The sequence below is a fragment of the Flavobacterium limicola genome (assembly GCF_003634755.1).
GTDB classification, from domain to species: domain Bacteria; phylum Bacteroidota; class Bacteroidia; order Flavobacteriales; family Flavobacteriaceae; genus Flavobacterium; species Flavobacterium limicola.
Genome location: NZ_RBXA01000001.1, coordinates 1,033,187 through 1,059,001, shown reverse-complemented (window position 1 = coordinate 1,059,001; position 25,815 = coordinate 1,033,187). Strand labels below are relative to the sequence as shown.

Here is a 25,815-nt window from a genome sequence, read left to right as displayed (position 1 = left end):
AAAAGGTTTTTTCACATAGTAAGAATATGAAAATAAATACTGCCGAGTTCATAATTAGTAACTCAGATGTAACCAAATGTCCGAAAGATTTTTTGCCGGAATATGCTTTTATTGGTCGCTCAAATGTTGGGAAATCTTCTTTGATCAACATGCTAACGAATCATAAAAAGTTAGCTAAAACATCCGGAAGACCTGGAAAAACACAGTTAATTAATCATTTCTTGATTAATAATAATTGGTTTCTTGTAGATTTACCCGGTTATGGTTATGCCAAAGTATCTAAGAAAACAAAATCTATTTTTCAAGAATTCATTACTGATTATTTTGAAACCAGAGAACAATTAGTTTGTGCATTTGTTTTGATTGACATTCGTCATGAGGCACAAACCATAGATATCGAATTCATGTCCTACATGGGCGAAAGCGAGATTCCTTTTTGTATTGTTTTCACAAAAGCGGATAAAATCAGTAAAGTGAAAATTGACTCTCATATTGCAGCATACAAAAAGAAAATGTTTGCTAATAACTGGGCCGAAATGCCGCACTATTTTGTTACCTCAGCAACAGAATCTACCGGAAAAGAAGAATTACTAAGCTATATTGATGAAGTGAACCAAGAAGTTTTCAAGAATAACAATCAGTTTTAAAAACTACATCTACCAGATAAAAAATCCCAAAACTTGAACTAGTTTTGGGATTTTGCTTTTAAAATAAAACCTGCTCTATTTGGTCAATTCTAGTTTTTCTGCAAAATAATCACAGAAATCTTTCATAGTATCCGCCATTTTTTCATCATCTGTAGCACGCTTGAAGGTTTCAGACATAGCTACCAAAGTCTGGTGAAAGAAAATTTTCATTTCATCAACGGGCATATCTTTTGTCCATAAATCAATTCGCATACTTTCTTTTGCTTTGCTATCCCAAATAGACAACATGATAGCCTTTGCCTCCTCCTGCTCTACTCCGCCGTCTTTAGCAGACCACATTAATTTTTCTGGAACACGGTTTTCATCTAATTCGATTAAAAACTTAATTTCTGATGTATTTTTATTTGACATTACTTTTTAGGTTTGTATTTTGATTTCAAAAATATTTCTTTTGTATCTGTTTTTAATAAATTAGGAACAGGCACCTCATTGTTTTCCATGTAAGAACGCACCATCTGCCAACCAATCCAAGCACCAACTTGTCCTGGAGATTCATTGTCAATTTCTAAATAAAATTTAGAAAATGGAGCTGGATTTATAAATCGTGTTATTAGTTTTTGATCATCACTATACAACATCTCTTTTTCAATAAAGTAACGCCACATGTAACTTTCATTTTCTTGACACCATGTAATTTGCTCAGGAGTATACCCCATTTTTTCTGCATCACTGTAATTTGGCAAAAATAAATCTTTTAAATACAATTGTTTTCCCTGATAAATCATTTGACTTAAAAAATCTTTGTCAGTAACTGGTGGTATTTTCCGTGATGAAAAACTTGAAACTATATCCGGCATAATCTGTTTTTGCTCAAAATTCTGTTTTATGTAATTGGGAAACTGATAAAATTTATGGTTTTTTCCTAAATACAATTCAAGCGAAATAATAACCAGACTATCCGCATAAATAGCCTTGTTAGTATAATCCATTTCAGAGATTATGGTTATCACTTTTGGCGTTTTTGTTTTAGGAAAATAATATTTTATATGTTTAAAAAGCAATTCCAATTCCGATTTAACAGGCTCAAAATCAGCATATTTTTTTTGGACCTCTGTATAAACTTCCCTCCAGATTGGATCTTGCATTTTATTCAACCAAATACTATTATCATTTCCCGCAGGAAAAAAAAACGGAAAAGCTGCTTTTACTTTTTCTAAATCCTTTGGGGGAGTTTCAAAAAATATTTTATCAAAACGTTCAACCTTCAACTCTAGAGGAATTGCCGTGACAGCATTTTTTGTTTTATTTTTCTTATCGCACGATAAAAAAAAGAGACAAAAGACTACAAGAAATGGATATATTTTCATATTTATTAATTAAATTTGTTTCCAAAGAATTAAAGGAAACGAATGTACAATAATTGATTTTGCAAATATACATTCCTGCTTTTTAAAACGTAAACTATTATGATTAAAAAAAGAACAATCCAGGTTGAAAAAGTAAATGCGCATATTGTGAATTGGTTGAAGACGTATGCCGAAAATGCAAAAGTAAATGGATTTGTTATTGGGATTTCTGGCGGAATCGATTCTGCAGTTACCTCAACACTATGCGCCCAAACAGGATTAAAAGTTTTATGCGTTGAAATGCCCATCCATCAAGCGCAAAGTCACGTAACTCGTGGACGCGAACATATTGAGCAATTAAAAAACAGATTTCCAAACGTAACCAGTATCGAAGCTGATTTAACCTCCGTTTTTGAAACTTTTAAAAAAGCAGTACCCGATGATTCAGACACTTATAAACTAAATTTATCACTGGCTAATACTCGAGCTAGGTTAAGAATGACTACTTTATATTACTTCGCAGGCTTACACAGTCTTTTAGTTGCGGGAACTGGCAATAAAGTAGAAGATTTTGGGGTAGGTTTTTATACTAAATATGGTGACGGCGGAGTCGATTTGAGTCCGATTGCTGATTTAATGAAATCCGAAGTATATCTCTTAGGTAGTTATTTAAAAATACCGGAGTCCATATTGAAGGCATCACCGACAGATGGCTTATTTGGTGATGACAGAACTGATGAGGATCAGTTAGGAGCTAGTTATGATGAACTAGAGTGGGCTATGTTAGAAAATGAAGCGGGGAAATCCGGAAATGATTTCTCAGGAAGAGAAAAAGTTGTTTTTGATATTTATAAGCGGTTAAATACTATTAATCAGCATAAAATGATTGCAATTCCTGTTTGTTTTATCCCAAAAGAATAAAGAAATCACATTTTATATTGATTTACAATTAATTACAGAATTTATTTATTAATTTTACAATTCCAAATAACAAATAATTCTAAAAATTTAAAATCATGATTAAAGTATGTATAGCCGATAATTATCCTGTTGTGCATTTTGGAGTAAAATCTTACTTTAAAGATAATGCAGAGATATCAATAGTTGCCAATGTTGGTAATTTTTTGATGGTACGGGATATCCTTCAAACAAAAGAAATTGATGTATTAATATTAGACTTGGAACTGGAAGGTCTTTCCAGTATTTTTGAGGTCAAAGCACTCTTGAAAAATTTCCCAAAAACTAAAATTATTATCTTCAGTGGTCTTTCTGAACAAATTTATGCGCCAAATGCCATAAAAGCCGGAGTTTTTGGCTATGTGCATAAGTCAGAGAAATTAGAAACTTTAGGTCAATCGATTATTAAAGTCCACCAAGGAAAAATAATCATGAATGAGACCGTGAAGAAAAACTTAGCTTTAATTGCTAAACAAAGCAAAAGCGAACGTTTATACCGCAAACTTTCCAATCGAGAAGTTGAAGTTTTACGCTATTTAAGTGATGGAAAAAAGAATCACGAAATTGCTGATATCCTGAAACTTAATGAAAAAACTATTAGTACGTACAAATTACGATTGCTAACAAAACTGAATGTTACTAATTTAGTAGATTTAGTAAACAAAGCAAAAACTTTAGAGATCGTTTAATACCGCGACATAACTCTCCCTAATTTTTTTGAAAAAGAATGGATTAATACATTATAATCCATAACCATAGACAAAGGCTCTGTATTATCTGAATCAGCTTCAGATGATAGAGAGCTTTTTAATTCTTCGATGATTTTGCCCACCAAATACCAACGCAAAGTCAAAATAGTCTCCGAAACATCTTGTCCTATTGTATCATTTTTTGATTTCGGAAAAATATTCTGTCCTACCCAATCGTGCAACACCACACGTTCATCCTCCATCAAAATATCAGTCACTTCTTGTGCAAAATCAACCTGTAAGCGCATTAAATACTGCTCTAAACTAAAACTTTCGTTGTGATGATAATAGTTAATCAAGTCATTGAATATATCTCTAAACAATGGATTTGCCAATTCTACCTCATCCTCTTGTAAACTGAGATAGATTCGTTGATATACTTTATATTCCTTCTTTTCAGTTATAGTTTCTATTTTTCCTTCTTCATTTGTTCTCAAAAAGGTATCTTCAAACTCTTCATCTTTGTTTCCATACAGCAAAAGAATCTCAATGATTTTTCTTTCCAGACGATATAAAATATCTACTTTTTCTGCATCAATTGGATTTTCATTTTTTACAACTTCAAAAGCTTGTTGTTCCTGTTTTTGTTTTTTTCCAACTTCAGCAACATCTTTTTGAACTAATTGCGCCAAAGTACTTTGCAAAACTTGCTCCGAAATATCCATAATTCGGGAACATTCCTGAATATAAATTTCTCGCTGAATTCTATCTGGAATTTTCGAAATGCTGACTACCATATCCCGAATCAAATCCGCTTTTTTTATCGGATCGTTTTTGGCTTCATTCATCAAAAGCGAGGCTTTGAACTGAATGAAATCTTTAGCATTATTTTCCAGGTATAAAACTAAATCTTCATAGGATGTTTTCTTGGCAAAACTATCCGGGTCTTCTCCGTCAGGAAATGTACATACTTTCACATTCATTCCTTCTTCAAGAATCAAATCTATTCCTCGAACTGATGCCCGTAAACCGGCCGCATCTCCGTCAAAAAGTACCGTTATATTCTTTGTTAGTCTATTGATTAATCGGATTTGGTCTGGTGTCAGAGCTGTTCCTGAGGAAGCAACAACATTTTCAATTCCAGATTGATTGAACTGAATTACATCCGTATATCCTTCGACTAAATAACAATTATTCAACTTAGCAATGGATTGTTTGGCTTGAAAAATACCATACAATACTTTACTTTTGTGGTAAATATCACTCTCGGGTGAATTCAGGTATTTTGCCGCTTTTTTATCATTGGTAAGAATCCTTCCTCCAAAACCCAGCACTCTTCCTGACATACTTTGTATAGGAAACATCACACGTCCTTTGAACCTGTCAAAAGGTCTGTCATCACGCGGAATTGTGAGCCCTGTACTTTCCAAAAATTCTAATTTATATCCTTTGCCTAATGCTTCTTTGGTAAAAGCATCCCAAGCTTCCGGTGAATATCCTAAACTAAATTTCTTTATGGTTTCATTGGTAAAACCACGTTCTTTAAAATAAGAATAGCCAATAGCTTTGCCTTCTTCAGCGTTTAAAAGTGTATCATGGAAATAGATTTTTGCAAATTCCGAAACCAAATACATACTTTCCCGAACATCTGTATTGGCTTTCTCTTCATCTGATTGTTCCGTTTCCTCAATTTCAATATTGTATTTTTTGGCTAAATAGCGAATGGCTTCCGGATACGTAAATTTTTCATGTTCCATTAAGAAAGCTACAGAATTCCCTCCTTTACCAGAACTAAAATCTTTCCAAATTCCTTTAGCAGGAGAAACCATGAACGATGGAGAACGTTCTTCAGAAAATGGACTTAGCCCTTTGAAATTACTTCCTGCACGTTTCAAGTTTACAAAATCACCGATAACCTCCTCTACTCGGGCAGTTTCGAAAACAGTATCAATAGTGGCTTTTGAAATCAATTTTATTTGGGGTCAAAGTTATAAAGGGTCAAAGTTACAAAGTTTTTGAATATATAAACCCTTTCAGGGTTTGAAACTCTGAAAGGGTTCTTAAAAACTAACTCAAACAATTTTTAATTGAAATCAAAACGAAGCCCTAAAGAAACATTGTTTTGTTTCACTACATTGTCTTTAAACAAAGGATTCAAGTCGTATTTCAAGTACAAACTAGTGGATTTATATCCAATATAAGAACTCAAACCATAGATAAAGTTACTGGCATTAAAATCCCCTTTGGTTCTTTCAGTAACTTTTAAATCATTGTCATCGTATTTGATAATTTGCTTTGATTTCAAATTGATTCCTGCATAACCACCTATTCCAAAACGAACACTTTCATGCGTTCTGAAAAATGGTTTATCCTCTTTCATTTTTTTACCCGAAAAATCAAACTCTAAATGAACTGGCGCCACTAAATATACATTTCTGAAACGAGAATCACTGATATCAATAAGATTAACAGCCAGATTAGTTTGATTACCATTGATTACAAAACTACGATTATCAGTCGGACGAAGATTATTGTACATTACGGACAAGCCGTATTTAGCATGAAGCAAATTGTTATTTTTTGCAATTCTGCTGTTATAAGAAACGCCTAATTCATAAAAATGAGAACCTAAAAATCTATAATCAGAATCTTCCAGCTTATTATCCGTGGCTAAATTATTCAACCCGGCCGCAAAAACAAATTGTGACGTTGTTCTCCTTTCTCCCTGAATTGTATCTTTAAGATCATGCTTATGGTTCTTTCTATGGAAGGAAAAACTATAGGTTCGAATAGAATCATGTTCTTTAATTTTTCCATCTACTTTTTCCTGAACCAAGTCATTCAATGCCTCTTGTTCCACAGCCACCTTTGATTCGATATTGATTGCTCTGGCTTCGGCCAATAATTTCTTTTTACTCTCCGCTTCTTCTCTTGTAATCGTACCGTTGATTAATTGATTATTAACCGCGTCGACTTCTATTTTCAACGCAGCTTTTTCTTCTTTTGTAATGGTTTCAATTTTTGAAGCAATGGTTTTTGCTCGTTTTTCAAATGTTTGCTGCCCAAGCATTTTACTTGCAAAAAAACATAACAGTACTACTAAGTAAATGGTAAAATTTCTCATGGTGATTTGATTTTAAAGGTGATTGATGATTTTTATTCTAAGTTACGATTGGTCAACGCAACTTTTACGGTTTGGTAATTCTTGTTTACTTTATTGATTACTTTTTCTCGAAAGGAAAGCTCTAATTCTCCATCAACCTGCGAGAGTAAATTACTTGCATTAACATACACAACAGATTTTGGATTCAATTGATTTTCTTTTTTCGAAGGATTTCCTGCAACTGCTAACAGTTCGTCAACTGTAACATCGCTAATTTGTGATTTGATTAATTTTTGTTCTGTTTTTTGATTATTGATCGAAACTTCTGTTACTTGATTTTGATTTGAATTATTCTTAACGATTATTAATTTTTCTTTTAAAATTGAAGTTTTATTAGTTCTCGAAGTTGATTTTGAAACAACATTAGCGACCAAGCCTTTCTCATCCTCCTCCATTAGTTTTATAGTATTCTCTGGAACAACAGTAGTTTTTGGAGCAATAGAATTCTGAATAACAATTTCATTTTCCTGGTTTTCAATTGTATTTCGTTTTTGACCAAAATAAACTGTTCCTACCAATAGAAATCCAACAAAACTTGCCGCCATAAACAACCAAGGAAACTTTGTTTTTGGTTTTTGCTTCGCCTGTTCGCTATTGCTCGGGTCAGCCGCCGTAAGCATCGCATCCAGTTTACTCCAAGCCATTTGTGATGGTTTGATCTCCCTAGAATTCAACTGCTCTTTGAACTCCGTTTCTAATTTATTCGGTTCCATACTCGTAATTTTTTAACGTATTAATCTGCCCTTGCAACATTTTCCTGGCATGTGACAATTGCGATTTTGATGTTCCTTCCTTAATCCCTAACATACCTGCAATTTCGTGATGTTTGAATCCTTCGATAGCATATAAATTGAAAACCATTTTATACCCATCCGGCAAACTATCAATCAAAAATTGAATATCGTCTATTGAAAATTGGCTTTCGATGTTGTTAAAACTTTCTTCAAAATAGGTTTCATCTTCACTATATTTTAGCTTTTTTTCAACTCGGATAAAAGAAATACATTCATTGATCATGATTCTTCTAATCCAACCTTCGAAACTTCCTTTGTGCTGAAAATTCTTCAGATTGATAAACACTTTCATAAAAGCAGTAATCATAACGTCTTCGGCCTGATGGATATCTTTTATGTATTGGCGGCAAACGCTTAACATTTTTGGAGAAAACTTGGTGTAAATCTGCTGTTGTGCCTGCCGATTGTTTTCGACAGCTAACTGGATTAATTCATTTTCCTCCTGATGTAAGTTGATTACTTTCAAAATCTTTATAAAGTGTTTCTATAAATATAGACGATTGACAATGCAAAAAGGTTGCATCTTAAATAGCAAAATTTTTGATTTTATAAATTTAAAATCAAAAAAAGTCAATAAATTCAATAGGTAACGAGAGAAAATTATTTGAAAAAATAATTATTTTTTTCTTTCAATCACATAATTTACCATTAAAATCAGCGCTTCTTTAAACTCCGAATCAGAATAACTATCCAAAAGCAAAAGTGCTTCTTGCTGGAATGCTATCATTTTTTGTTCTGCATAAAGTAATCCGTTATTATTTTTTACAAAAGCAATAACTTCTTTGACGCGTTTTTTATCTTTATTATGGTTTTTAATGGAATTGATAAGCCATGTTTTCTCTTTTGAAGTACACGTATTCAAAACATGAATAAGAGGCAGCGTCATTTTTTGTTCTTTGATGTCAATTCCGGTTGGCTTACCAATGGCATCATCAGTATAATCAAATAAATCATCTTTTATTTGAAAAGCCATCCCAATGAGTTCTCCAAACTTGCGCATGTTTTCTACCTGAACTTCATCTTCGATAACGGATTTTGCACCCAAAGCACAACAAGCAGCAATAAGTGTCGCTGTCTTTTTCCGAATGATTTCATAGTAAATATCTTCCGTGATGTCAAGTCTTCGGGCTTTTTCAATTTGAAGTAATTCGCCTTCACTCATTTCGCGTACAGCAACAGAAATAATTCGTAGCAAATCGAAATCTCCATTATCAATGGAAAGCAACAATCCTTTGGACAATAAATAATCACCCACAAGTACCGCAATTTTATTTTTCCAAAGTGCATTAAGGGAGAAAAAACCTCTTCTGCGATTACTATCATCCACTACATCATCGTGAACTAATGTCGCAGTATGTATCAGTTCAATAACACAAGCGCCACGATAGGTTCTTTCGTTTACAATTCCGGCTGAAACCATTTTGGAAGTCAGAAAAACGAACATAGGACGCATTTGTTTTCCTTTTCTGTTGACGATATAATACGTGATTCTATTTAACAAAGCCACTTGCGAAGTCATCGATTCATAGAACTTTTTTTCAAAAAGTTCCATTTCATTGAAAATGGGCTGTTTTATTTGTGAAGTAATGTTCATTTAGAATTCAAAGATACTATTTTAATAAAATAGTTTATATATTTTTTAACTAAGAGTTTAAAATAACAAGTGATTTTTTTGATTAATTTTATACAAATGATCATACAAAAATTGTATTACCTACAGACAATTTTTGTTTTTTAAATCCCTACGAATACTCTTTATACCCCAATTAGTTAGAAACCGTTTTATTAACTCTAAAAACCTTTAAAATTATTAGAGGATCACCCCGCTGTTTTAAGCATATAATGAAATCAAATAATACAATTGGATTACATTTAAATATTAATATAAATTAAAAATTATGTATCATGAAAACAAAAATTTTATCAGGTATGGCATTTATATTACTGAGTTTTTTTATCAGTTGTGATTCTTCTAATAATGATGATAATGATCCTAATCCGTCTCCAGTGCTAACAAATGCGGATGTTGCGATTGAATCAAAAATTGATGTCGCTATTGATGATGTGGTATTCATTGTCGAAGACCAATATACCGCTCAACAAAATTCATCCAATAAATCCAGCGCCACTTCAAAAGGATTTTTACCCACATGCGCAACCTTTACAACAGTATTAGCTGACGGAATTTGGACTAGAACAATTGATTTTGGAACGGAAGGTTGCTTACTTCCAAATGGAAACCTAGTGAAAGGAAAAATAATTATTAGTTTTTCTACTAATTTCACCAGTCCTATAAGAACCATTTCCTATACTTTTGTTGACTTTTATCACAACAATAAACTTCTTCAAGGCAACAAAACAATCACCTACGAATTGAAAAGCACGGCCTTACTAGCTGAGGTTCATCCCGTAATGACTTTTACTGTTGATATGAAAATTACCTTTGACGATGGCAGAATTTACACAAGAACAGGCACAAAAATTAAAGAAACTGTTGAGGGAAATGGAACACCACTTATCTGGGATGACAATGTTTTTTTGGTGACTGGAAACAGCACAACAACTTTACCTGACGGGACCATCATAGTAAAAACAATAACCACTGCTTTGCGGTACGTAATGACTTGTAATTTACCATTTCCGGTGAGCGGAGTTGTTACTATCAGTAAAAATGACTCTGAGGGAATATTAGATTTTGGAACCGGAGCATGTGACAACCTCGCAACGCTGACAATTAATGGCGTTACAACCGAAATTACTCTTCAAAAATAACAACTGTTTTTTATACCAAAAAGCATTAAGATCGTTTTCGGATATCTTAATGCTTTTTTTATGCTTCTTTATTGGCGAGTTGTCCGCAAGCTGCATCAATATCTTTTCCGCGGCTTCTTCGGACTTTTACCACAATACCGCTGGCTTCCAGCGCTTTTATATATGCATTAATTGATTCTTCGGAAGCTTGTTGAAATTCTCCATCATCAATTGGATTGTATTCAATAAGATTCACTTTGCAAGGAACGTATTTACAGAACTTAACCAAAGCATCTATGGAAGCTTTATTATCATTGATGTCTTTCCAAACGACATATTCATAGGAGATTTTACTTTTGGTTTTTCGGTACCAATATTCTAATGATTCGCGTAAATCTGCCAAAGGGAAATTAGCACTAAACGGCATAATCCGAGAACGAATTTCATCGATTGCTGAGTGTAACGAAACGGCAAGCTTGAATTTCACGTCGTCATCAGCGAGTTTTTTTATCATTTTAGGAACTCCCGAAGTCGAAACCATAATACGTTTAGGTGACATTCCCAATCCTTCCGGCGACGTAATCATTTCGATTGCCTTCAACACATTGTTATAATTCATAAGCGGCTCTCCCATTCCCATGAAAACAATATTCGACAACGGATGATTGTAATACAAACGACTTTCTTTATCAATGGCAATTACCTGATCATAGATTTCAGCCGGTTCCAGATTTCGCATTCTTTTTAATCGCGCTGTTGCGCAAAAATTGCAATCTAAACTACAGCCTACTTGACTAGAAACACAAGCTGTAGTTCTTGTATTAGTAGGGATCAAAACCGATTCCACCACCAAGCCATCATGCAAACGAACGGCATTTTTCACGGTTCCGTCTTCACTGCGCTGCATCGTATCTACTTTGATGTGATTGATTACGAAATGCGTTTCAAGCATAGTACGTGTTCCCTTAGAAACATTAGTCATATCTTCAAAACTATGTGCGCCTTTGCTCCACAACCATTCATACACTTGATTCCCACGAAAGGCTTTATCGCCATTTGCAACGAAAAAATCTCGTAGTTGTTCTTTTGATAAGGATCGTATGTCTTTTTTATCGATTTCCATGGTGCAAATTTAATGACAATTTGTTGATTTGTTGATTTGATAATTTGATAACTTTGCTCTCAATTGAAAAAAATTCAAAAAATGCATTTCATTTCCCAAGAATTAGAAGATTATATCGAGCAACATTCCGAAAAAGAACCTGCTTTACTGGCCGCACTGAATAAGGAAACCTATCAAAAAATTCTGTTGCCGCGAATGTTGAGCGGGCATTTTCAAGGTCGGGTTTTGAGTATGTTGTCAAAATTGATTCGGCCTGTGAATATTCTGGAAATTGGAACGTATACAGGATATTCAGCGTTATGCTTGTGCGAAGGTATGCAGGAAAACGGACAGCTGCACACGATTGACATTAAAGAAGAATTAGTTGATTTTCAAAGAAAACATTTTGACAAATCTCCGTGGGGAAAGCAAATTTTCCAGCATTTAGGAGAAGCAGTTGACATTATTCCAACACTGGACATAAAATTTGATTTGGTTTTCATTGATGCCGACAAGGAAAACTACCTCAACTATTTTGAATTGATTCTTCCAAAAATGAATAAAGGCGGCATAATATTGTCAGATAATGTGCTGTGGAGCGGGAAAGTACTGGAACCGCTGAATCCTAAAGATTTGAGCACAAAAATATTACTGGAATACAATCAGTTATTAGCAACGGATCCAAGAGTAGAAACGGTTTTACTGCCTATTCGTGATGGATTGACAGTGAGTAGAGTTTTTTAGTTTAGGATATTTCTATTGAAAAACAAATGCCCTAGCCCTGATGGAAGCGGCATCCTTTTTCTTGTTATTCTGACCTAAGGAAGAATCACAAGAAAAAGATATAGCGTAGAGCAGGAAAAAGCTCCTGAATAATATTAAATTATTATATAGGAAAATATTTTTGTTGTGCTATTTTGTATACTTTATACATCAAAAAACCAGAAGTAAGTCCGAACAAATAGCCTGATAAGATGTCTAATGGATAATGCAATCCCAGATAAATTCTACTGTAAGCAAAAATCAAAGGCCATAAGAACAAGAATCCAAAAAATTTGATTTTATCCTTAAAATTAAAATACAAAAATGTCGCAACTGCCATTGAATTTGCAGCGTGCCCAGAGAAAAAACTAAACGAACTTCTCGACTGGACTACTCTAATAAAGGAATTGATTTCAGGATTATTACAAGGTCGTAATCGCTGGAATCCATTTTTGAAGAGATTAGTGGTTTGATCCGTAATGGTAATTAAAACAGCTACAAACAATAATAAATAGAGTGTTTGTTTTGCTCCCAGTTTTTTGAAAATTAAATACAATAAAAGCAAAAAAAACGGAACCCAGTTGCTTTGTCTGGTAATAAATAACCAGAATCCATCAAAAGTTTCAGAACCTAAACCATTTAAAAACACAAACAATTCCGTATCTAAGGAAAGTAATTTTTCTAACATTACATCTGACGTTTTATTGGTCCTGTAATGTCTTCTATTACTTCTTTCGTAGTTTCAATTGGAGCGGTTGTATCTGCCAACAAGCTGTCTTTGGCTTTATTAATTTCAGAAGTAATGTTGCCGGTTGTATCAGTAAATTGAGATGTATCGCCTAACAGATTATCCTTCGCTTTATTGATTTCAGAGGTAATATTCCCCCTAAAATCGGTCAATGTTTTCGCATCGAATCCGTTTGCCTCAGCTCCTTTTTGAATTTCACTTTTAATGTCATTCGTTGCATTTTTCAATTGCGCCATTGCTTTACCCATGGTACGGGCTATTTCAGGAACTTTATCGGAACCAAAAAGCATAAGCACTATAAACATGATAAAAATTAATTCGCCTCCACCTATACCAAACATATTTTTTGTTTTTGATTGTTACAAAGATATCAAATTTTGAATCTTTGACTTTTAATTTTTTCATAAAAAAAAGACTCTTTTCAGAGTCTTTTTTAGAAATTTTATTTTTATTTAGTCAAATTTAGATTTTACTTCTTCCTTAGGCCAAGTGTTATTGGTCACATCAATATCGGCAGTTTCTAATTTTGGATCCACTTGGATTTTTTTGATTGCTTTTTCAGTTGCATATACTTTCTTAGCGGTATCATTGTTTTTTCTCCAAATTTGAGCTGGATACTTGAATGACTCTTTCGAATCATCTTCGTACGTTAACTCAACGATAAGTGGCATTAACATTCCTCCAGGTTTATTGAACTCTACTTCGTAAAAATATTTTGGAGATTTTAATTTTGTTTTTTCATCTGCTGTAAAGTTTTTATTAACATAGTCCGATAATAAATTTACATCCGCAATTGCTAATGCTTTCTTTTCTTTTGCAGATAATTCTTCGCTAGTTCCAGGAACTAAATATACGAAAGGTCCTTTTTCCTGTCCAAAACGTCCTCTTCTTACGGTTGCATCTTTTAGCTCTTTAGTTGCAGTTTCAGAAACGTAATATTGTTTTACTTCTTTCACACCGATATCTACAAAATCAGTAGAGTAAAACCATCCTCTGAAAAACCAATCTAAATCTACTGCCGAAGCATCTTCCATCGTTCTAAAAAAGTCTTCCGGAGTAGGATGCTTGAATTTCCATCTGTTTGCATATACTTTAAACGCATGGTCAAACAATTCTCTTCCCATAATCGTTTCTCTAAGTATATTCAAACCTGTTGCCGGCTTACCATAAGCGTTTGCACCAAACTGAACTATTGTTTCAGAGTTAGACATAATAGGCTCCAAGAATTTTTGATCACCACTCATGTAAGGAACAATTTTACTTGCTGGTCCTCGACTGGAAGGGAAGTTTGTTCCCATTTCCTGCTCAGCCATGTATTGCATAAAAGTGTTCAAACCTTCATCCATCCACGACCACTGACGTTCATCAGAGTTTACAATCATAGGAAAGAAATTGTGTCCTACTTCATGCACTACTACCCCAATCATACCATTTTTAGTACGTTCACTAGTCACTCCTTTTTCGTCAGGACGACCGTAATTCCAGCAAATCATTGGGTATTCCATACCTTGATCTTCTGCAGATACTGAAACCGCTTTTGGATAAGGATAATCAAACGTATGTGCAGAATAACTTCTTAAAGTATGCGCTACAGTTCTTGTAGAAGTTTCTCCCCATAAAGGATTACTTTCTTTTGGATAAACTGAAATTGCCATTACCGTTTTCTCACTTAATTTAACTGCCATTGCATCATAAATGAATTTTCTTGAAGTGGCAATACCAAAATCCCTTACGTTTTTAGCACTGAATTTCCATGTTTTCTTCTTGTCAGAGAATCCTTTTTCATTTGCTTCTGCTTCCGCTTGTGTTACAATAACAACTGGATTATCGTATGATTTCATTGCAAGTTCATATCTTTTCACTTGTTCTGGAGTAAACACTTCGCTTCTGTTCATTAGCTCGCCTGTTGCTTCCATAACATGATCCGCAGGCACGGTGATATTTACATCAAAATTTCCAAAAGGCAACGTAAATTCTCCCGTTCCCCAAAACTGCATATTCTGCCATCCTTCAACATCATTGTAAACCGCCATTCTAGGATAGAATTGAGCAATCACATATAATTTGTTTCCGTCTTTTTCAAATAATTCATATCCTGAACGACCGCCTTCTGCTCTGTAGTTGTTAATATTATACGCCCATTTGATTGAAAAAGAAAATTTCTCTCCAGGTTTCATCGGCGTTGCCAAATTGATACGCATCATGGTTTGATTGATGGTATAAGACAATGAATTTCCTTTGGCATCTTTAACGAACTCAATATTGAATCCGCGGTCTAGTTCTTGTTTCAAAAATTTATTAGCAAAACCTCCCGCTGGAAAAACCTGCTCCATTCTCTGGCTTTCCGCCAAAGGAGTTTGTGAGTTTTTCGCAGCTTGATTTTGGTCTAACTGTACCCATAAATATTCTAAAGTGTCCGGGGAATTATTATAATACGTAACGGTTTCTGAACCGCTTAATCTAGAATTTTTGTCGTCAAGCTCAATGTTGATTTTATAATCCGCTTGTTGTTGGTAATAAGCTGGACCTGGAGCTCCTGAAGCGGTACGAAACATGTTAGGCGTGGCTAACAAATCATACATTTGGCTAAACTTATTGGTGTCGTACTTTCCGGTTTGTTTTGGCGCGACTGGAGCCGTTTTTTCCTGTGCAAACAATAATGCAGGAAAAAATAATAGTAAAGATAATTTTTTCATAGGTGGAAATCTGGTTATTTCAATGGGTGAAAATAATAATTTTAAGTAGATTTTTCTAAATTAATTAATATTTTAACATTCCCTTGGATGAAGACTCCGTAAAAAGCAATGTGTTTTTGACTCCAGAAACATTAAAATGCATGATGTTTTGTTGCTCTGCATTGCCTTCGGTGATTACAGCATTATAAATTTCCAAGGAATTTATTTTTTGGATTTCTTTCATGCTAAAGTAACAAATGAGCACATCGCCTTCCATCTCTTTGCTCAAAAAATGTATCGGTTTGGTCTGACCGTTTACTTTGATATAAAATTTTTCGCTGAAGTATTTTTTTAAAAAATTTATATCATCAACAGATTCATTTTCTGCACCTAAATTAATTTTCTTGCTATACTTTTTTCCAACTGCACTGTTCAAATCATCTACAAATATGCGAGTCGTTATCTGAAGCATTTTCTTTTCAGGAGCGTAATTTACCTGATACAAAGCAACATAAAATTTATGAACACTAAAAGATGTTAATGTTAAAAATAGTATTCCAAAAAAAGTGATTAAGATTGTCTTTTTCATTTTTGTAAAGTAGTAATTCTTTTAAATTCTTCGTTCTTGGTGATTAAAAAATCAATTAGTAAAAACTCATCTTCTTCTTTCAAAAGATTTTTTGATTTCGGATCACTTTCACAGTAATCCAGAAAAAGACTAATTTCTTCCGATTTCAATTTCAAGGTATTGGTGAAAAAATAGCGATCCAACCCTTTAGAAACGGTATCAGAAAAATCTGCTTGCGCATTCAATCCTGCTTTTTCATCCGAATCTTTTTTAAATACTTTGGAAACCATTTTAAATATTCTAACAAAATCCATTCCGTTTTCTATGGTTCCGTCCGAAGGCATCGTTCTATTTATAGGCGAAGATTTTGCATCATCCGTAAATTGCATATCTACAATTTTCTGAGTACTGCCGATAGCTGGCTTTATGTCCAATTTTCCTTTTACAATTACTTCTTTCAAAAGTGTAGTTTGCGCCTCTAAATCGATTACAAACAACGTTTTTAAAAAATCTTTTTCCTGAAGAACGATTTTTTTGGACTTGAAAGAAGGACTTGAAACCAGCAACGTATCTTTGGCTTTGGCCAAAATATCAAAAAAACCTTGATTGCTGATGAAGGTCCTTGTTTTCGAATTCAAATTAAAAACATAGCCATTGTCTACCAAAGCGATTTCATTTACAAATTGTCCGTGGAGTGACTTTCGGGTTTCATTTTGCCCAAAAGAAAGTTGGCAAAAGAAAAGTAAGCTAAGAATTTTTATTGTAGTTTTCATCTCGATTTATTAAGTTTTGTCTTTTATATCCCAGTCAATTCTCATTGTTTTAGTATGTCTTTGTATTCTTGTGCCAAAGCTACCATAAAAAATGAAGTTCTTTCTTCATTTTTGGATTCTAAAACTTTCAAAAAATTATCATTTTCTACTATGAAATATTTAAAACCATTTACGTAATCACTTGCAATTCCCAACTGAACCGTAAAGTATTCTTTAATATACAATTCAGAAATCAATTTGATATAGTTTTCTTTTTTCTCCAAAACAACTAACGTCTTAAGCCGTTTCGTTCTTCCATTGATCTTGTTGATCAGCGGATCGAGTGGCATCGACCCACCTAAAAAGTTCAATAATTGTATCGGTTTAAAATCTCTAGCAGTTCTTAACCTTCGTTCTGCCGGACTATATTTCACCGGGTCTTTAGTTACAACACCCAGTGAAAGTGCGTTAATTTGATTCTTTATGACAATCACCTCTTTCAATTCTGTCGTCTTAGACTCCATATTGATTGACAACATCCCAAGTTCAAAATCAATAAAACGGATTGTTTTCTTAAACGTTTTAAGATTTACAGCACTAAAGACCAATATATCATTGGCTTTCGCCAAAATAAAAAAATCTCCAGAACTATTTGTTTGCGTTATCTTTCCGTTTATTAAATTTAAGATATTTATTCCATTTACACCGACAGAATCTACTCTGATTTTTCCCTGCAACAGCTTTTCATCAAGAATTTGTCCAAAAGAATTTTGGCATAATAAAAATAAAATCCCCAATAAAATGCTATTGATTCTCAAGGACTATTATTTCGTTATAATTTTCAGCAAGTTTCACGATTAAATACATAATCAATGTTTTATTCTTTGCTCGCAACGCATTTGCAAAGGCAACATCATCAACACAATAATACTGAAATCCCTTGATATAATCCAATGGAATACTTAATGTTTCCGTGTAATATTTATCTTCAAAAAGCACATCAATTCTAGCCAAAAGCTGTTCTTTCTTTTCTACAATAATTTCCTTTTTCAACATGGCTTTTCTACCGGATATTGTATTCAAAAGCCCGTCAATTCCGCCACCGGAAGTTGCTGTGTATAATTTCCTTTCAGATGGTGTGTACTTCTTTTGACCGTAAGGAATAATGCCTAAACTCTCCGCAGTAATAGAAGACTCATTTACAATAACTTCATTCAAAATAATACTTTTTGGGAGCATTATCACCGATAGAACTTCCTCTACCAAATCCTCTTTAGTAATTTTCCGGCGAAGACCTTCTAAATTAACGGCTGTAAATACCAAAACATCACCTTCTTTTACGGGTATTGTAAAAAAACCTTTCGAATCAGAAACTGTAGCTTTTTCTGTTGTTATATTCACAATATTAATGCGATCCACTGCAACAGAATCTACGGTTATTTTTCCTCGAATTTCCTTAGTATTAGTGGTCTGCCCAAAGGCAACTTGAACCAACAAAAGGATTATAAACTGTAGTGTATTTTTAATTTTCACCGGCAATTATTTCTTTATATTTCGTAGCTAATTCTCCTATCAAAAAAGTAGTCATTGTTACATTTTTAGACTTCAGAACCGTCACAAATCGTTCATTTTCGATACTGTAATATTCAAATCCTTTGACATATTCAGCAGGAATTTTCAATTTACTCACAAAATAATCCGCGGTAAACATATTTTCTAGCTGTCGTAAATAAGATTCTTTCTTTTCAATCTCCACTTCTTTTTTCAACATCTTAGTTCTTCCCGAAATCCAATTTAACAATGGATCCGCCGAAACTGATCCTCCCATCATGCTACCCGCATTTGCTGATGCATTCAGATCACTGGCAGTATATAATTTGCGTTCTGCCGGAGTATAAATTTTCTGACCTCGAGGAATAATCCCCAGTGAAGTTGCGTTAATCCCATTTCGAACAATCACCTCGCGCAATTGATTCACAATAGGTATCACTTTCACATAAAGAATTCCTTTAGCAAAATGATCTTGCGTCAAAAGTAATGTAGTTTCCTTGAATTGCGTCGCGGTAAATAGTAACGTATCTCCAGCAGCTGCCTGAATAGAAAAATTACCGTCACGATCCGTAATTGAAGACTTTTCAGTTTTTTTATTTATAACATAAATACCTTCTAAAACCGAAACATCAGCAGTCACTTTTCCGTTCAACTGCATTCGGGACGCATCTTGTGACCAAACATTTGTTGCAGCAAAAGCCAAAAATAAGTACACAATTCTAATCATCTCTTTGAAAGCCATTATTGACACCTCGTAAAAGTATCTTAATGCATTCCAAATTAAGTACTAAAGACTTGGTAAAAAAATGTTAATTAAAAATTTGAAATAAAAAAGACTGATTTAATACCTTTAGCACAAATTATGCACCGAAAATGAAAAACATACTAATCGCAAGCACTTCAACACTTGCAAACGAGAATTATCTGGAGTATTTATTACCTGAATTGCAATTGCATTTTCAAAACTGCAATACAATTCTTTTTGTTCCTTACGCCAGACCTGGTGGGATTTCACATCAGGAATACACTACGATGGTTGGCTTGGCTTTCGCCAAAATAAATAAAAAAGTGATTGGAATTCACGAATTTGAAGATGCCGCTGAGGCTATAAAAAATGCAGAAGGAATTTTCACAGGAGGCGGAAACACTTTTGTTCTCGTATCCCAATTATATAAGAATAATGTTATGGAAATCCTTTCGGAAGTTATAAAAAATGGGACTCCGTATTTAGGAACAAGCGCGGGAAGTAACATTTGCGGACTTACGATGCAAACGACAAACGACATGCCAATAGTTTATCCGCCAAGTTTTAAAACTCTTGGATTGATTCACTTCAATTTGAATCCGCATTATTTAGATCCGGATACTTCTTCCAAACATATGGGCGAAACACGAGAAACCCGAATTAAGGAATATCATGCATTTAATACTGTTCCGGTTTTAGGACTGAGAGAAGGCAGTTGGCTGGATGTAAAAGGAGATACAATCACTTTGAAAGGTCATTTGACCGCACGATTGTTTCGACAAAATCAAATTCCTGAAGAATTAGAACCTGGAACTGATTTGAATTTTGTAAAATGATTTTGCAACGAGTTCAGAGTAAAAAAAAACCTCAAACAGAAGTTTGAGGTTTTTGGAGCGAAAGACGAGGCTCGAACTCGCGACAACCAGCTTGGAAGGCTGGAGCTCTACCAACTGAGCTACTTTCGCATTATAACAGTAAAATAAGATTTCAAAGTAAATTTGAAACTTAGAGCGAAAGACGAGGCTCGAACTCGCGACAACCAGCTTGGAAGGCTGGAGCTCTACCAACTGAGCTACTTTCGCATTAACAACAGTGCAAATATAATTAATAAGTTTGCTTTAATGCAAGTTTTTTTCTTAAAAAGTCTCAATCTTACCGCTTCAACTTTTTTTAAAAAAGAGGATTCAAATCATAAAGAATTTAATATGAAAATATTATACCTTTATAGGACACAAAAAAACCTTTGAAAAAATAATGCAAAACATCTAATAAATAATTGCTTTGGATGCATTTCCGGTACGACTTCCTACACTTCGTATAGAAAAATCGCTAGAAAGTTGTCGTTTTAGAGGCGATATTTCAGTAACAGCTGTTCATTTTGTCTGATACAACTCTGAAAATCTCTTGGGAATAGTCCCCATATTTGAAGAAAAGAATGTGTATTCACCCATGAAAAAGAGTGCAGCAACAACAAACCAAATCTAATTTGGTTCAACACCCGAAACGGAAGTTTTTATTTCTTTAGAAAAAAAGAAACTCAATCAATAAGAATCGGAGAATAAAGTATAATTTTTAAAGATATAAATTATGAATATTTCATTTCTGATTGTGTTGCTGTTTACCTTTATTAGTTGTAAAAAAGAAGAACTAAAGGGCGAGGTAATCTTGAAAGAAGAGATTGTAAAACCTCATGTGCAACCGGAAGGAAAACCAACCAATATGGACTCCACTTTAGTACTTTCATTCCGCAACAAAGTGCTCACAGATTTTTACACATCTACAAATTACAGGACAGTTTGGCAATCCCAAGAAAAGAGAAAAATAATTTTAGCCGAGCTTAACAAAGCAGGTGAAGAGGGACTCAACCCAGAGGATTACAACGTAAAATCTTTATTTGATTTCGAAAAAAAAGCAGCTTCTCTGGATTCTGTAGATTTGGCAAAATATGATATTTTACTGACTTCCAGTTTGCAAAAATACATTTCACATCTCACTAACGGAAAACTAAATCCTCGAAAATTATATAAAAACTGGGATTTGAAACCTAACGAAATCAACCTAAATACAACAGTCGCCCAATTACTTCAAACTGATTCTTTAGTTTATAAAATAGAACAATTGAAACCCAATCATCTTGTTTACAAAAGATTAAAAAAAGCATTACAGCAAATTAATTCTTTTCCAAAAGACAACTTTAAATCCATAAAATTCTCAAAAATAATAACGCCGAATGACACAAATCCTTCCCTCATCGACATCAAGAAACGATTAATTTATTGGAAAGAATTGCAACCTAAAGACAGCCTTACGCCGATTTATGATGAAGAAACGGTTCGTGCCTTAAAAAAATTCCAAAGTCGGCACGGTTTAGCCGCCGATACAAAAATTGGAGCTGGAACCATAGCGTCACTTAATTTTTCTAAAACCCAACGCACGCAACAAATACTAGCTAATCTGGAACGCTGGAAATGGTATCCAAAACAAATGGGCAAAGAATATATTATCATCAATATTCCAGATTATAAGTTGTCACTGGTAAACAATAATGATACGTTGAGAACGCACAGAGTGATTGTGGGAAGAGCTAAAAGAAAAACACCAGTGCTGAGTTCTAAATTAACACAAGTCGTTTTTAATCCAACCTGGACAGTTCCGCCAACCATATTGAGAGAGGACGTAATTCCTGCAATTTTAAAAAGCAGAAGCTATTTGACACATTCCAATATTAAGGTTTATGATAGTAACGGAAGAATTGTAAGTCCTTACGAGTGGCAATTATCTCAGGCCAAAACGTATCGTTATGTACAAAGTCCGGGCACTTTCAATTCATTAGGCATGGTAAAAATCATTTTTCCAAACCGTTTTTCCGTTTATTTACACGATACAAATCACAGAGATTACTTTGACAAAATTGATCGTTCATTAAGTTCCGGCTGCGTTAGAGTAGACAATCCATTGGAATTAACAGAATACATATTGAACGACGGAGTCAATTGGAATCTGGAAAAAATCACAGAAACACTACAGAATGAGAGAACGAAATTTGTAAAAATCAAAAAAGAAATAGCTTTCCATCTTCTATATTGGACTGCTTGGAGCGAGAACAACAAATTGATTTTCAGGGATGATATTTATAACCTTGACGCTGATTTGTACGATAAATTACGAAATTGATTTAGCTCCAAATTTAGGAGCTCTAGAAGGATGATAAATAAAGAAACAAGATTTACCTTTTATTGTACTGATTATTTCCTTAGATAATTCCGCAGGAACAGCGGGACAGCCTTGACTTCTTCCTAATCTGTGGTTGTTTTTTATAAATGAATTGGAAACGTAATCAGCCGCGTGCATTACTACACCTCTTGCTCTTGCGTTATCATTAACTCCTTTTTCTAAACCATCTAAACGAAGTGACATTCCGTGTTTGCCATTATAAATTTCACCTGTGGAATAAAATCCAAGGCTACTTTTATACGATTCCGCTGCGTTTGAGAAATTAGAAGCATATTCTTCGCCGGTATTTCTTCCGTGGGCAACAAGAGAATGATACAATACATCTCCAGTGATTAAGTCAATTACCCAAAGTCTTTTAGTATTAGAAGATAAACTAAAGTCGATTAACGTTAAAATGTCTTTTTTGATTAATCCTTTTTCTTTCAACGAATAATATCCTTTTAAGGCAACTGCAAAACTTTCCAATTTAGGTAAAGCAAATTTGTCAGAATGTAAATTATTGTAGGCCATTTCAATTTTAGTCTCATCACTAATTGCTACCGTTTTGGCATAAACTACTGGTTTAATAATATTTGGCTCAGTAAAAGTTGTTTTACTTGAAGAGAATGTTGCAAGCATAAATAAAACAGTAGGAAGTATCGTATAAATCATTGGTAGTGTTTAAGTTATAAGTTAATTCGGGTTGCAAACGTACGCATTAACGGACCTTGAAAACAAAAATTATGAAAACTTTAATTATAATATAACAAAATATTTCATAAAAAATTGTCTATCAGTGCAAAAATAAAAATACATTATCTACTATTTTTGCTATTTTTGTTCACATACATTAGTAATTCATGGCAAAACATATTTATTTATCATTACTTTTTTTAATTATCTGCAGTATTAACACCTTTGGTCAAAAAAAGACACTCCAAGCAAAATCCATCACAGAAAACATAACAATCGACGGAAAGATCAACGAACAAATCTGGGAATCGGCTTCAGTTGCAACTGATTTTATAATGTTTGAACCTGACAATGGAAAACCGATAAGCAATGATAAAAAAACAGAAGTAAAAGTGCTTTATGACAACGATGCTATTTATATATCGGCAATGTTGTATGATAACGAACCCAATAAAATTCAAAAAGAAACCACCAATAGAGATGTTTTTGGGGTTTCCGATCATTTCTCCGTTTACATCAATGGCTTCAATGATGGTCAACAAGATTTTAGGTTTTTTGTAAGTGCGGCAGGAGTTCAAATGGATTGTTTAGCAACTGAGGATTATGAAGATTTTACGTGGGATGCCATTTGGGACAGCGAAGTGACAATTACGGAATTTGGCTGGGTTGTAGAAATGAAAATTCCTTATGCCGCTTTGCGCTTTTCGAAAGCCGATAAACAAACTTGGGGCTTGAATTTCATGCGTGAAATAAAGCGTGATGTACAAAAATATACCTGGAACAGGATTGACACTAAAATAGGTGCTGTTATTCCACAAGCAGGAATTCTTCAAGGAATAGAAAGCATTCAAACTCCTACCCGACTTTTCCTGATTCCATATACATCCGCTTACTATCAGCAAAGTGACATTGGCTCTGACAGAACTTTCAAAGCTGGATTGGATATCAAATACGGCATTAACGACTCTTTTACATTAGATGCGATCTTAGTGCCTGATTTTGGACAAACAAAATTTGACAACGCCATTTTAAACCTCTTGCCTTTTGAACAAAGATTTGAGGAAAACAGACCTTTTTTTACTGAAGGAACTGACTTATTTAGTAAAGGTGGTTTATTGTATTCGCGTAGAATTGGCGGAAGCCCAATTGTTGAAAGAGAAAATCTTGAAGCCCAATTGTCTCCAAATCAAGAAATAACCGATTTTCCTAGTACTGTGGATGTGATTAACGCTGTAAAAATATCTGGTCGCACTGCTAAAGGACTTGGAATTGGTTTTTTGAATGCAGTTAGTGAAAAAACATACGCAACCATTTTTGACACAACCACAAAAACTGCATCAAAAACGGTCGTACAATCCTTGACCAATTACAATATGTTGGTTCTCGATCAACGCTTCAACCAAAACTCTTCGGTTACTTTTGTCAATGCAAATACTACCAGAAACGGTGGTTTCAGAGATGCAAATGTTTCGGCATTACTGTTTGATTTAAATACAAAATCAAATACCTATAATCTATACGGTGACTTTAAATACAGCTCTATCAATACAATTGAAGACTATGATGGATTTAAAACAGAAATTGGATTTGAAAAAACAAGCGGGCAATATAGATATGGTTTTTCTGGAAAATATCTTTCTGAAAACTACGATGTGAATGATTTAGGCATCAATTTTTATTCTAATTATCACAATGCTTACGGACATGCAAGCTATAGAATAGTAAATCCAACCAAAATTTTTAATACTTTCAGATTAAATGAATATGTAAATTTTGAAATAGACAATACTTCCGGAAAATTACAAACTGGTGCTTTTGGGACAGAAATAAGGGCGACAACATTAGGAAATGATTCTTTAGAGCTTTTATTCGAATTAACACCCCTCAAAACATTCGATTTTTACGAGCCTCGTGAATATGGAAGATATGTATTTCTTCCAGAAAGAATGATTACCATTCTAAATTTCACCTCAAACGACAACAATCCTTTTACATTAATTATCCAACCTACATTTACAAAATACAATGAGAGTGGTAGAAATAATTATGGCTTTTATTTAGGTTCAAAATACCGATTCAATGATAAATTTTCTTTAGCCTTCGCATCTGAATACACTAAAATGATTAATGATCGTGGATGGGTTGCCTTTGATGATACAGAAATTGTATTTGCAGAACGCAATCGAGAAATCCTTCAAAACGATCTTACTGGAAAATATTCCTTAAACAATAAAATGACCATTAACTTAACGGCTCGCTATTATTGGTCGTATTCTAAAAATCATGAATTCTTTACCTTGCAAAATAGCGGTTATTTAACTCCAAATAGTAGCTACGCACAAAACAAGGACCGGAATTTTAATTCCTGGAACTTTGATTTATCCTATTCATGGTGGTTTGCGCCAGGAAGCGAAATCTCAATTTTGTACCGTAATTATGGTCTACAAAGATCTGACATTGTTGAAAAAAGAGTATCCAAAAACCTTGATAACATCTTCAACAGTGATCTTACAAACGTGCTTTCTGTAAGCATTCGTTATTTTATCGATTACAATTCGGTAAAAAATAAATTTTAATTTTTTCAAAACAAACTGTAACATTCGATTGAAAAGGGAGTCTATTAATCCAAACTACTGTGTGGATTGGTGATTTGTCCCTT

25 protein-coding genes and 2 tRNA genes are annotated in these 25,815 nt (G+C 33.9%); 8 read left to right on the top strand and 19 right to left on the bottom strand.

Going from position 1 to position 25,815, the window contains the following annotated elements:
- Window positions 1-26: 26 nt before the first annotated feature.
- A complete protein-coding gene (gene yihA, locus BC952_RS04720; protein WP_121364457.1) occupies window positions 27-647 on the top strand; it encodes a ribosome biogenesis GTP-binding protein YihA/YsxC in 621 nt (206 codons plus the stop codon).
- Between the two features lie 75 nt (window positions 648-722).
- On the opposite strand, the gene gldC is transcribed toward yihA, so the two are convergent.
- Both gldC and gldB read right to left on the bottom strand, forming a co-directional pair.
- Window positions 723-1,058: a gliding motility protein GldC gene (gldC, locus tag BC952_RS04715; RefSeq protein WP_091165314.1), complete on the bottom strand. Its 336-nt coding sequence runs from the start codon at window positions 1,056-1,058 to the stop codon at window positions 723-725.
- Entirely contained in the window at window positions 1,058-2,014 is a 957-nt protein-coding gene (gldB, locus tag BC952_RS04710) for a gliding motility lipoprotein GldB (protein ID WP_121364456.1), read from the bottom strand. Before gldB ends, gldC begins: the two co-directional genes overlap by 1 nt.
- Window positions 2,015-2,113: 99 nt before the next feature.
- Here gldB and nadE point away from each other — a divergent pair, with 99 nt between their 5' ends.
- Both nadE and BC952_RS04700 read left to right on the top strand, forming a co-directional pair.
- Window positions 2,114-2,914: an NAD(+) synthase gene (gene nadE, locus BC952_RS04705; RefSeq protein WP_121364455.1), complete on the top strand. Its 801-nt coding sequence runs from the start codon at window positions 2,114-2,116 to the stop codon at window positions 2,912-2,914.
- 95 nt (window positions 2,915-3,009) lie between these two features.
- Window positions 3,010-3,639 carry a response regulator transcription factor gene (locus tag BC952_RS04700; RefSeq protein WP_121364454.1) on the top strand — a complete coding sequence of 210 codons (630 nt, stop codon included), beginning with the start codon at window positions 3,010-3,012 and terminating at the stop codon, window positions 3,637-3,639.
- Here BC952_RS04700 and dnaG read toward each other — a convergent pair.
- From dnaG to BC952_RS04675, 5 genes are all read right to left on the bottom strand, one after another.
- Window positions 3,636-5,609 (bottom strand): DNA primase, encoded by a 1,974-nt coding sequence (gene dnaG / locus BC952_RS04695; protein WP_121364453.1) that lies wholly within the window; start codon window positions 5,607-5,609, stop codon window positions 3,636-3,638. The two genes, BC952_RS04700 and dnaG, sit on opposite strands and share 4 nt — an antisense overlap.
- Before the next feature lie 113 nt (window positions 5,610-5,722).
- Window positions 5,723-6,763 carry a hypothetical protein gene (locus BC952_RS04690; protein WP_121364452.1) on the bottom strand — a complete coding sequence of 347 codons (1,041 nt, stop codon included), beginning with the start codon at window positions 6,761-6,763 and terminating at the stop codon, window positions 5,723-5,725.
- A gap of 32 nt (window positions 6,764-6,795) precedes the next feature.
- On the bottom strand, window positions 6,796-7,515 hold the full coding sequence (locus tag BC952_RS04685) for a hypothetical protein (protein WP_121364451.1): 720 nt from the start codon (window positions 7,513-7,515) through the stop codon (window positions 6,796-6,798).
- A complete protein-coding gene (locus tag BC952_RS04680) occupies window positions 7,502-8,062 on the bottom strand; it encodes an RNA polymerase sigma factor (protein WP_121364450.1) in 561 nt (186 codons plus the stop codon). The genes BC952_RS04685 and BC952_RS04680 overlap by 14 nt, the downstream gene beginning before the upstream one ends.
- 150 nt (window positions 8,063-8,212) lie before the next feature.
- The gene (locus BC952_RS04675) at window positions 8,213-9,190 is read right to left on the bottom strand and encodes a polyprenyl synthetase family protein (protein ID WP_121364449.1); all 978 of its coding nucleotides are present in this window, start codon (window positions 9,188-9,190) and stop codon (window positions 8,213-8,215) included.
- Window positions 9,191-9,501: 311 nt separating this feature from the next.
- On the opposite strand from BC952_RS04675, the gene BC952_RS04670 reads away from it, so the two are divergent.
- Window positions 9,502-10,368 carry a hypothetical protein gene (locus BC952_RS04670; protein ID WP_121364448.1) on the top strand — a complete coding sequence of 289 codons (867 nt, stop codon included), beginning with the start codon at window positions 9,502-9,504 and terminating at the stop codon, window positions 10,366-10,368.
- Between the two features lie 58 nt (window positions 10,369-10,426).
- Here BC952_RS04670 and rlmN read toward each other — a convergent pair whose 3' ends face one another.
- Entirely contained in the window at window positions 10,427-11,470 is a 1,044-nt protein-coding gene (gene rlmN / locus BC952_RS04665) for a dual-specificity RNA methyltransferase RlmN (RefSeq protein ID WP_121364447.1), read from the bottom strand.
- An 81-nt stretch (window positions 11,471-11,551) separates the two neighbouring features.
- Between rlmN and BC952_RS04660 the strand changes: the two genes are divergently transcribed.
- On the top strand, window positions 11,552-12,193 hold the full coding sequence (locus tag BC952_RS04660; RefSeq protein ID WP_121364954.1) for an O-methyltransferase: 642 nt from the start codon (window positions 11,552-11,554) through the stop codon (window positions 12,191-12,193).
- A gap of 142 nt (window positions 12,194-12,335) precedes the next feature.
- Here the strand turns inward: BC952_RS04660 and BC952_RS04655 are convergent, their stop codons facing one another.
- The 8 genes from BC952_RS04655 to BC952_RS04620 form a co-directional block, all read right to left on the bottom strand.
- Window positions 12,336-12,899 (bottom strand): phosphatase PAP2 family protein, encoded by a 564-nt coding sequence (locus BC952_RS04655; RefSeq protein WP_121364446.1) that lies wholly within the window; start codon window positions 12,897-12,899, stop codon window positions 12,336-12,338.
- Window positions 12,899-13,300: a twin-arginine translocase TatA/TatE family subunit gene (locus tag BC952_RS04650; protein WP_121364445.1), complete on the bottom strand. Its 402-nt coding sequence runs from the start codon at window positions 13,298-13,300 to the stop codon at window positions 12,899-12,901. The genes BC952_RS04655 and BC952_RS04650 overlap by 1 nt, the downstream gene beginning before the upstream one ends.
- Window positions 13,301-13,411: 111 nt before the next feature.
- The gene (locus BC952_RS04645; protein WP_121364444.1) at window positions 13,412-15,655 is read right to left on the bottom strand and encodes a M1 family metallopeptidase; all 2,244 of its coding nucleotides are present in this window, start codon (window positions 15,653-15,655) and stop codon (window positions 13,412-13,414) included.
- Window positions 15,656-15,719: 64 nt separating this feature from the next.
- Window positions 15,720-16,223, bottom strand: coding sequence for a DUF6702 family protein (locus BC952_RS04640; protein WP_121364443.1), 504 nt, complete (start codon window positions 16,221-16,223; stop codon window positions 15,720-15,722).
- A complete protein-coding gene (gene bamP, locus BC952_RS04635) occupies window positions 16,220-16,975 on the bottom strand; it encodes a BamP family beta-barrel-assembly machinery protein (RefSeq protein WP_244200095.1) in 756 nt (251 codons plus the stop codon). The genes BC952_RS04640 and bamP overlap by 4 nt, the downstream gene beginning before the upstream one ends.
- A 41-nt stretch (window positions 16,976-17,016) precedes the next feature.
- On the bottom strand, window positions 17,017-17,772 hold the full coding sequence (locus tag BC952_RS04630; protein WP_121364442.1) for a hypothetical protein: 756 nt from the start codon (window positions 17,770-17,772) through the stop codon (window positions 17,017-17,019).
- Window positions 17,759-18,487, bottom strand: coding sequence for a carboxypeptidase-like regulatory domain-containing protein (locus BC952_RS04625; protein ID WP_244200094.1), 729 nt, complete (start codon window positions 18,485-18,487; stop codon window positions 17,759-17,761). Before BC952_RS04625 ends, BC952_RS04630 begins: the two co-directional genes overlap by 14 nt.
- A complete protein-coding gene (locus BC952_RS04620; protein WP_244200093.1) occupies window positions 18,477-19,247 on the bottom strand; it encodes a hypothetical protein in 771 nt (256 codons plus the stop codon). Before BC952_RS04620 ends, BC952_RS04625 begins: the two co-directional genes overlap by 11 nt.
- 131 nt (window positions 19,248-19,378) lie before the next feature.
- Between BC952_RS04620 and pepE the strand changes: the two genes are divergently transcribed.
- Complete coding sequence (pepE, locus tag BC952_RS04615; protein ID WP_121364440.1) at window positions 19,379-20,086, top strand: dipeptidase PepE; 708 nt, start codon at window positions 19,379-19,381, stop codon at window positions 20,084-20,086.
- Between the two features lie 53 nt (window positions 20,087-20,139).
- Here the strand turns inward: pepE and BC952_RS04610 are convergent.
- Window positions 20,140-20,215: transfer RNA gene (locus BC952_RS04610), tRNA-Gly, on the bottom strand.
- 44 nt (window positions 20,216-20,259) lie between these two features.
- A tRNA-Gly gene (locus BC952_RS04605) sits at window positions 20,260-20,332 on the bottom strand.
- Between the two features lie 505 nt (window positions 20,333-20,837).
- Here BC952_RS04605 and BC952_RS04600 point away from each other — a divergent pair.
- Window positions 20,838-22,424 (top strand): L,D-transpeptidase family protein, encoded by a 1,587-nt coding sequence (locus tag BC952_RS04600; protein ID WP_121364439.1) that lies wholly within the window; start codon window positions 20,838-20,840, stop codon window positions 22,422-22,424.
- Here BC952_RS04600 and BC952_RS04595 read toward each other — a convergent pair.
- Window positions 22,413-23,135, bottom strand: a complete 723-nt coding sequence (locus BC952_RS04595) for a murein L,D-transpeptidase catalytic domain family protein (RefSeq protein WP_121364438.1) — start codon at window positions 23,133-23,135, stop codon at window positions 22,413-22,415. The genes BC952_RS04600 and BC952_RS04595 overlap by 12 nt on opposite strands.
- Before the next feature lie 188 nt (window positions 23,136-23,323).
- Between BC952_RS04595 and BC952_RS04590 the strand changes: the two genes are divergently transcribed.
- Window positions 23,324-25,732 carry a DUF5916 domain-containing protein gene (locus BC952_RS04590; protein WP_121364437.1) on the top strand — a complete coding sequence of 803 codons (2,409 nt, stop codon included), beginning with the start codon at window positions 23,324-23,326 and terminating at the stop codon, window positions 25,730-25,732.
- The last annotated feature ends 83 nt before the right edge of the window (window positions 25,733-25,815 follow it).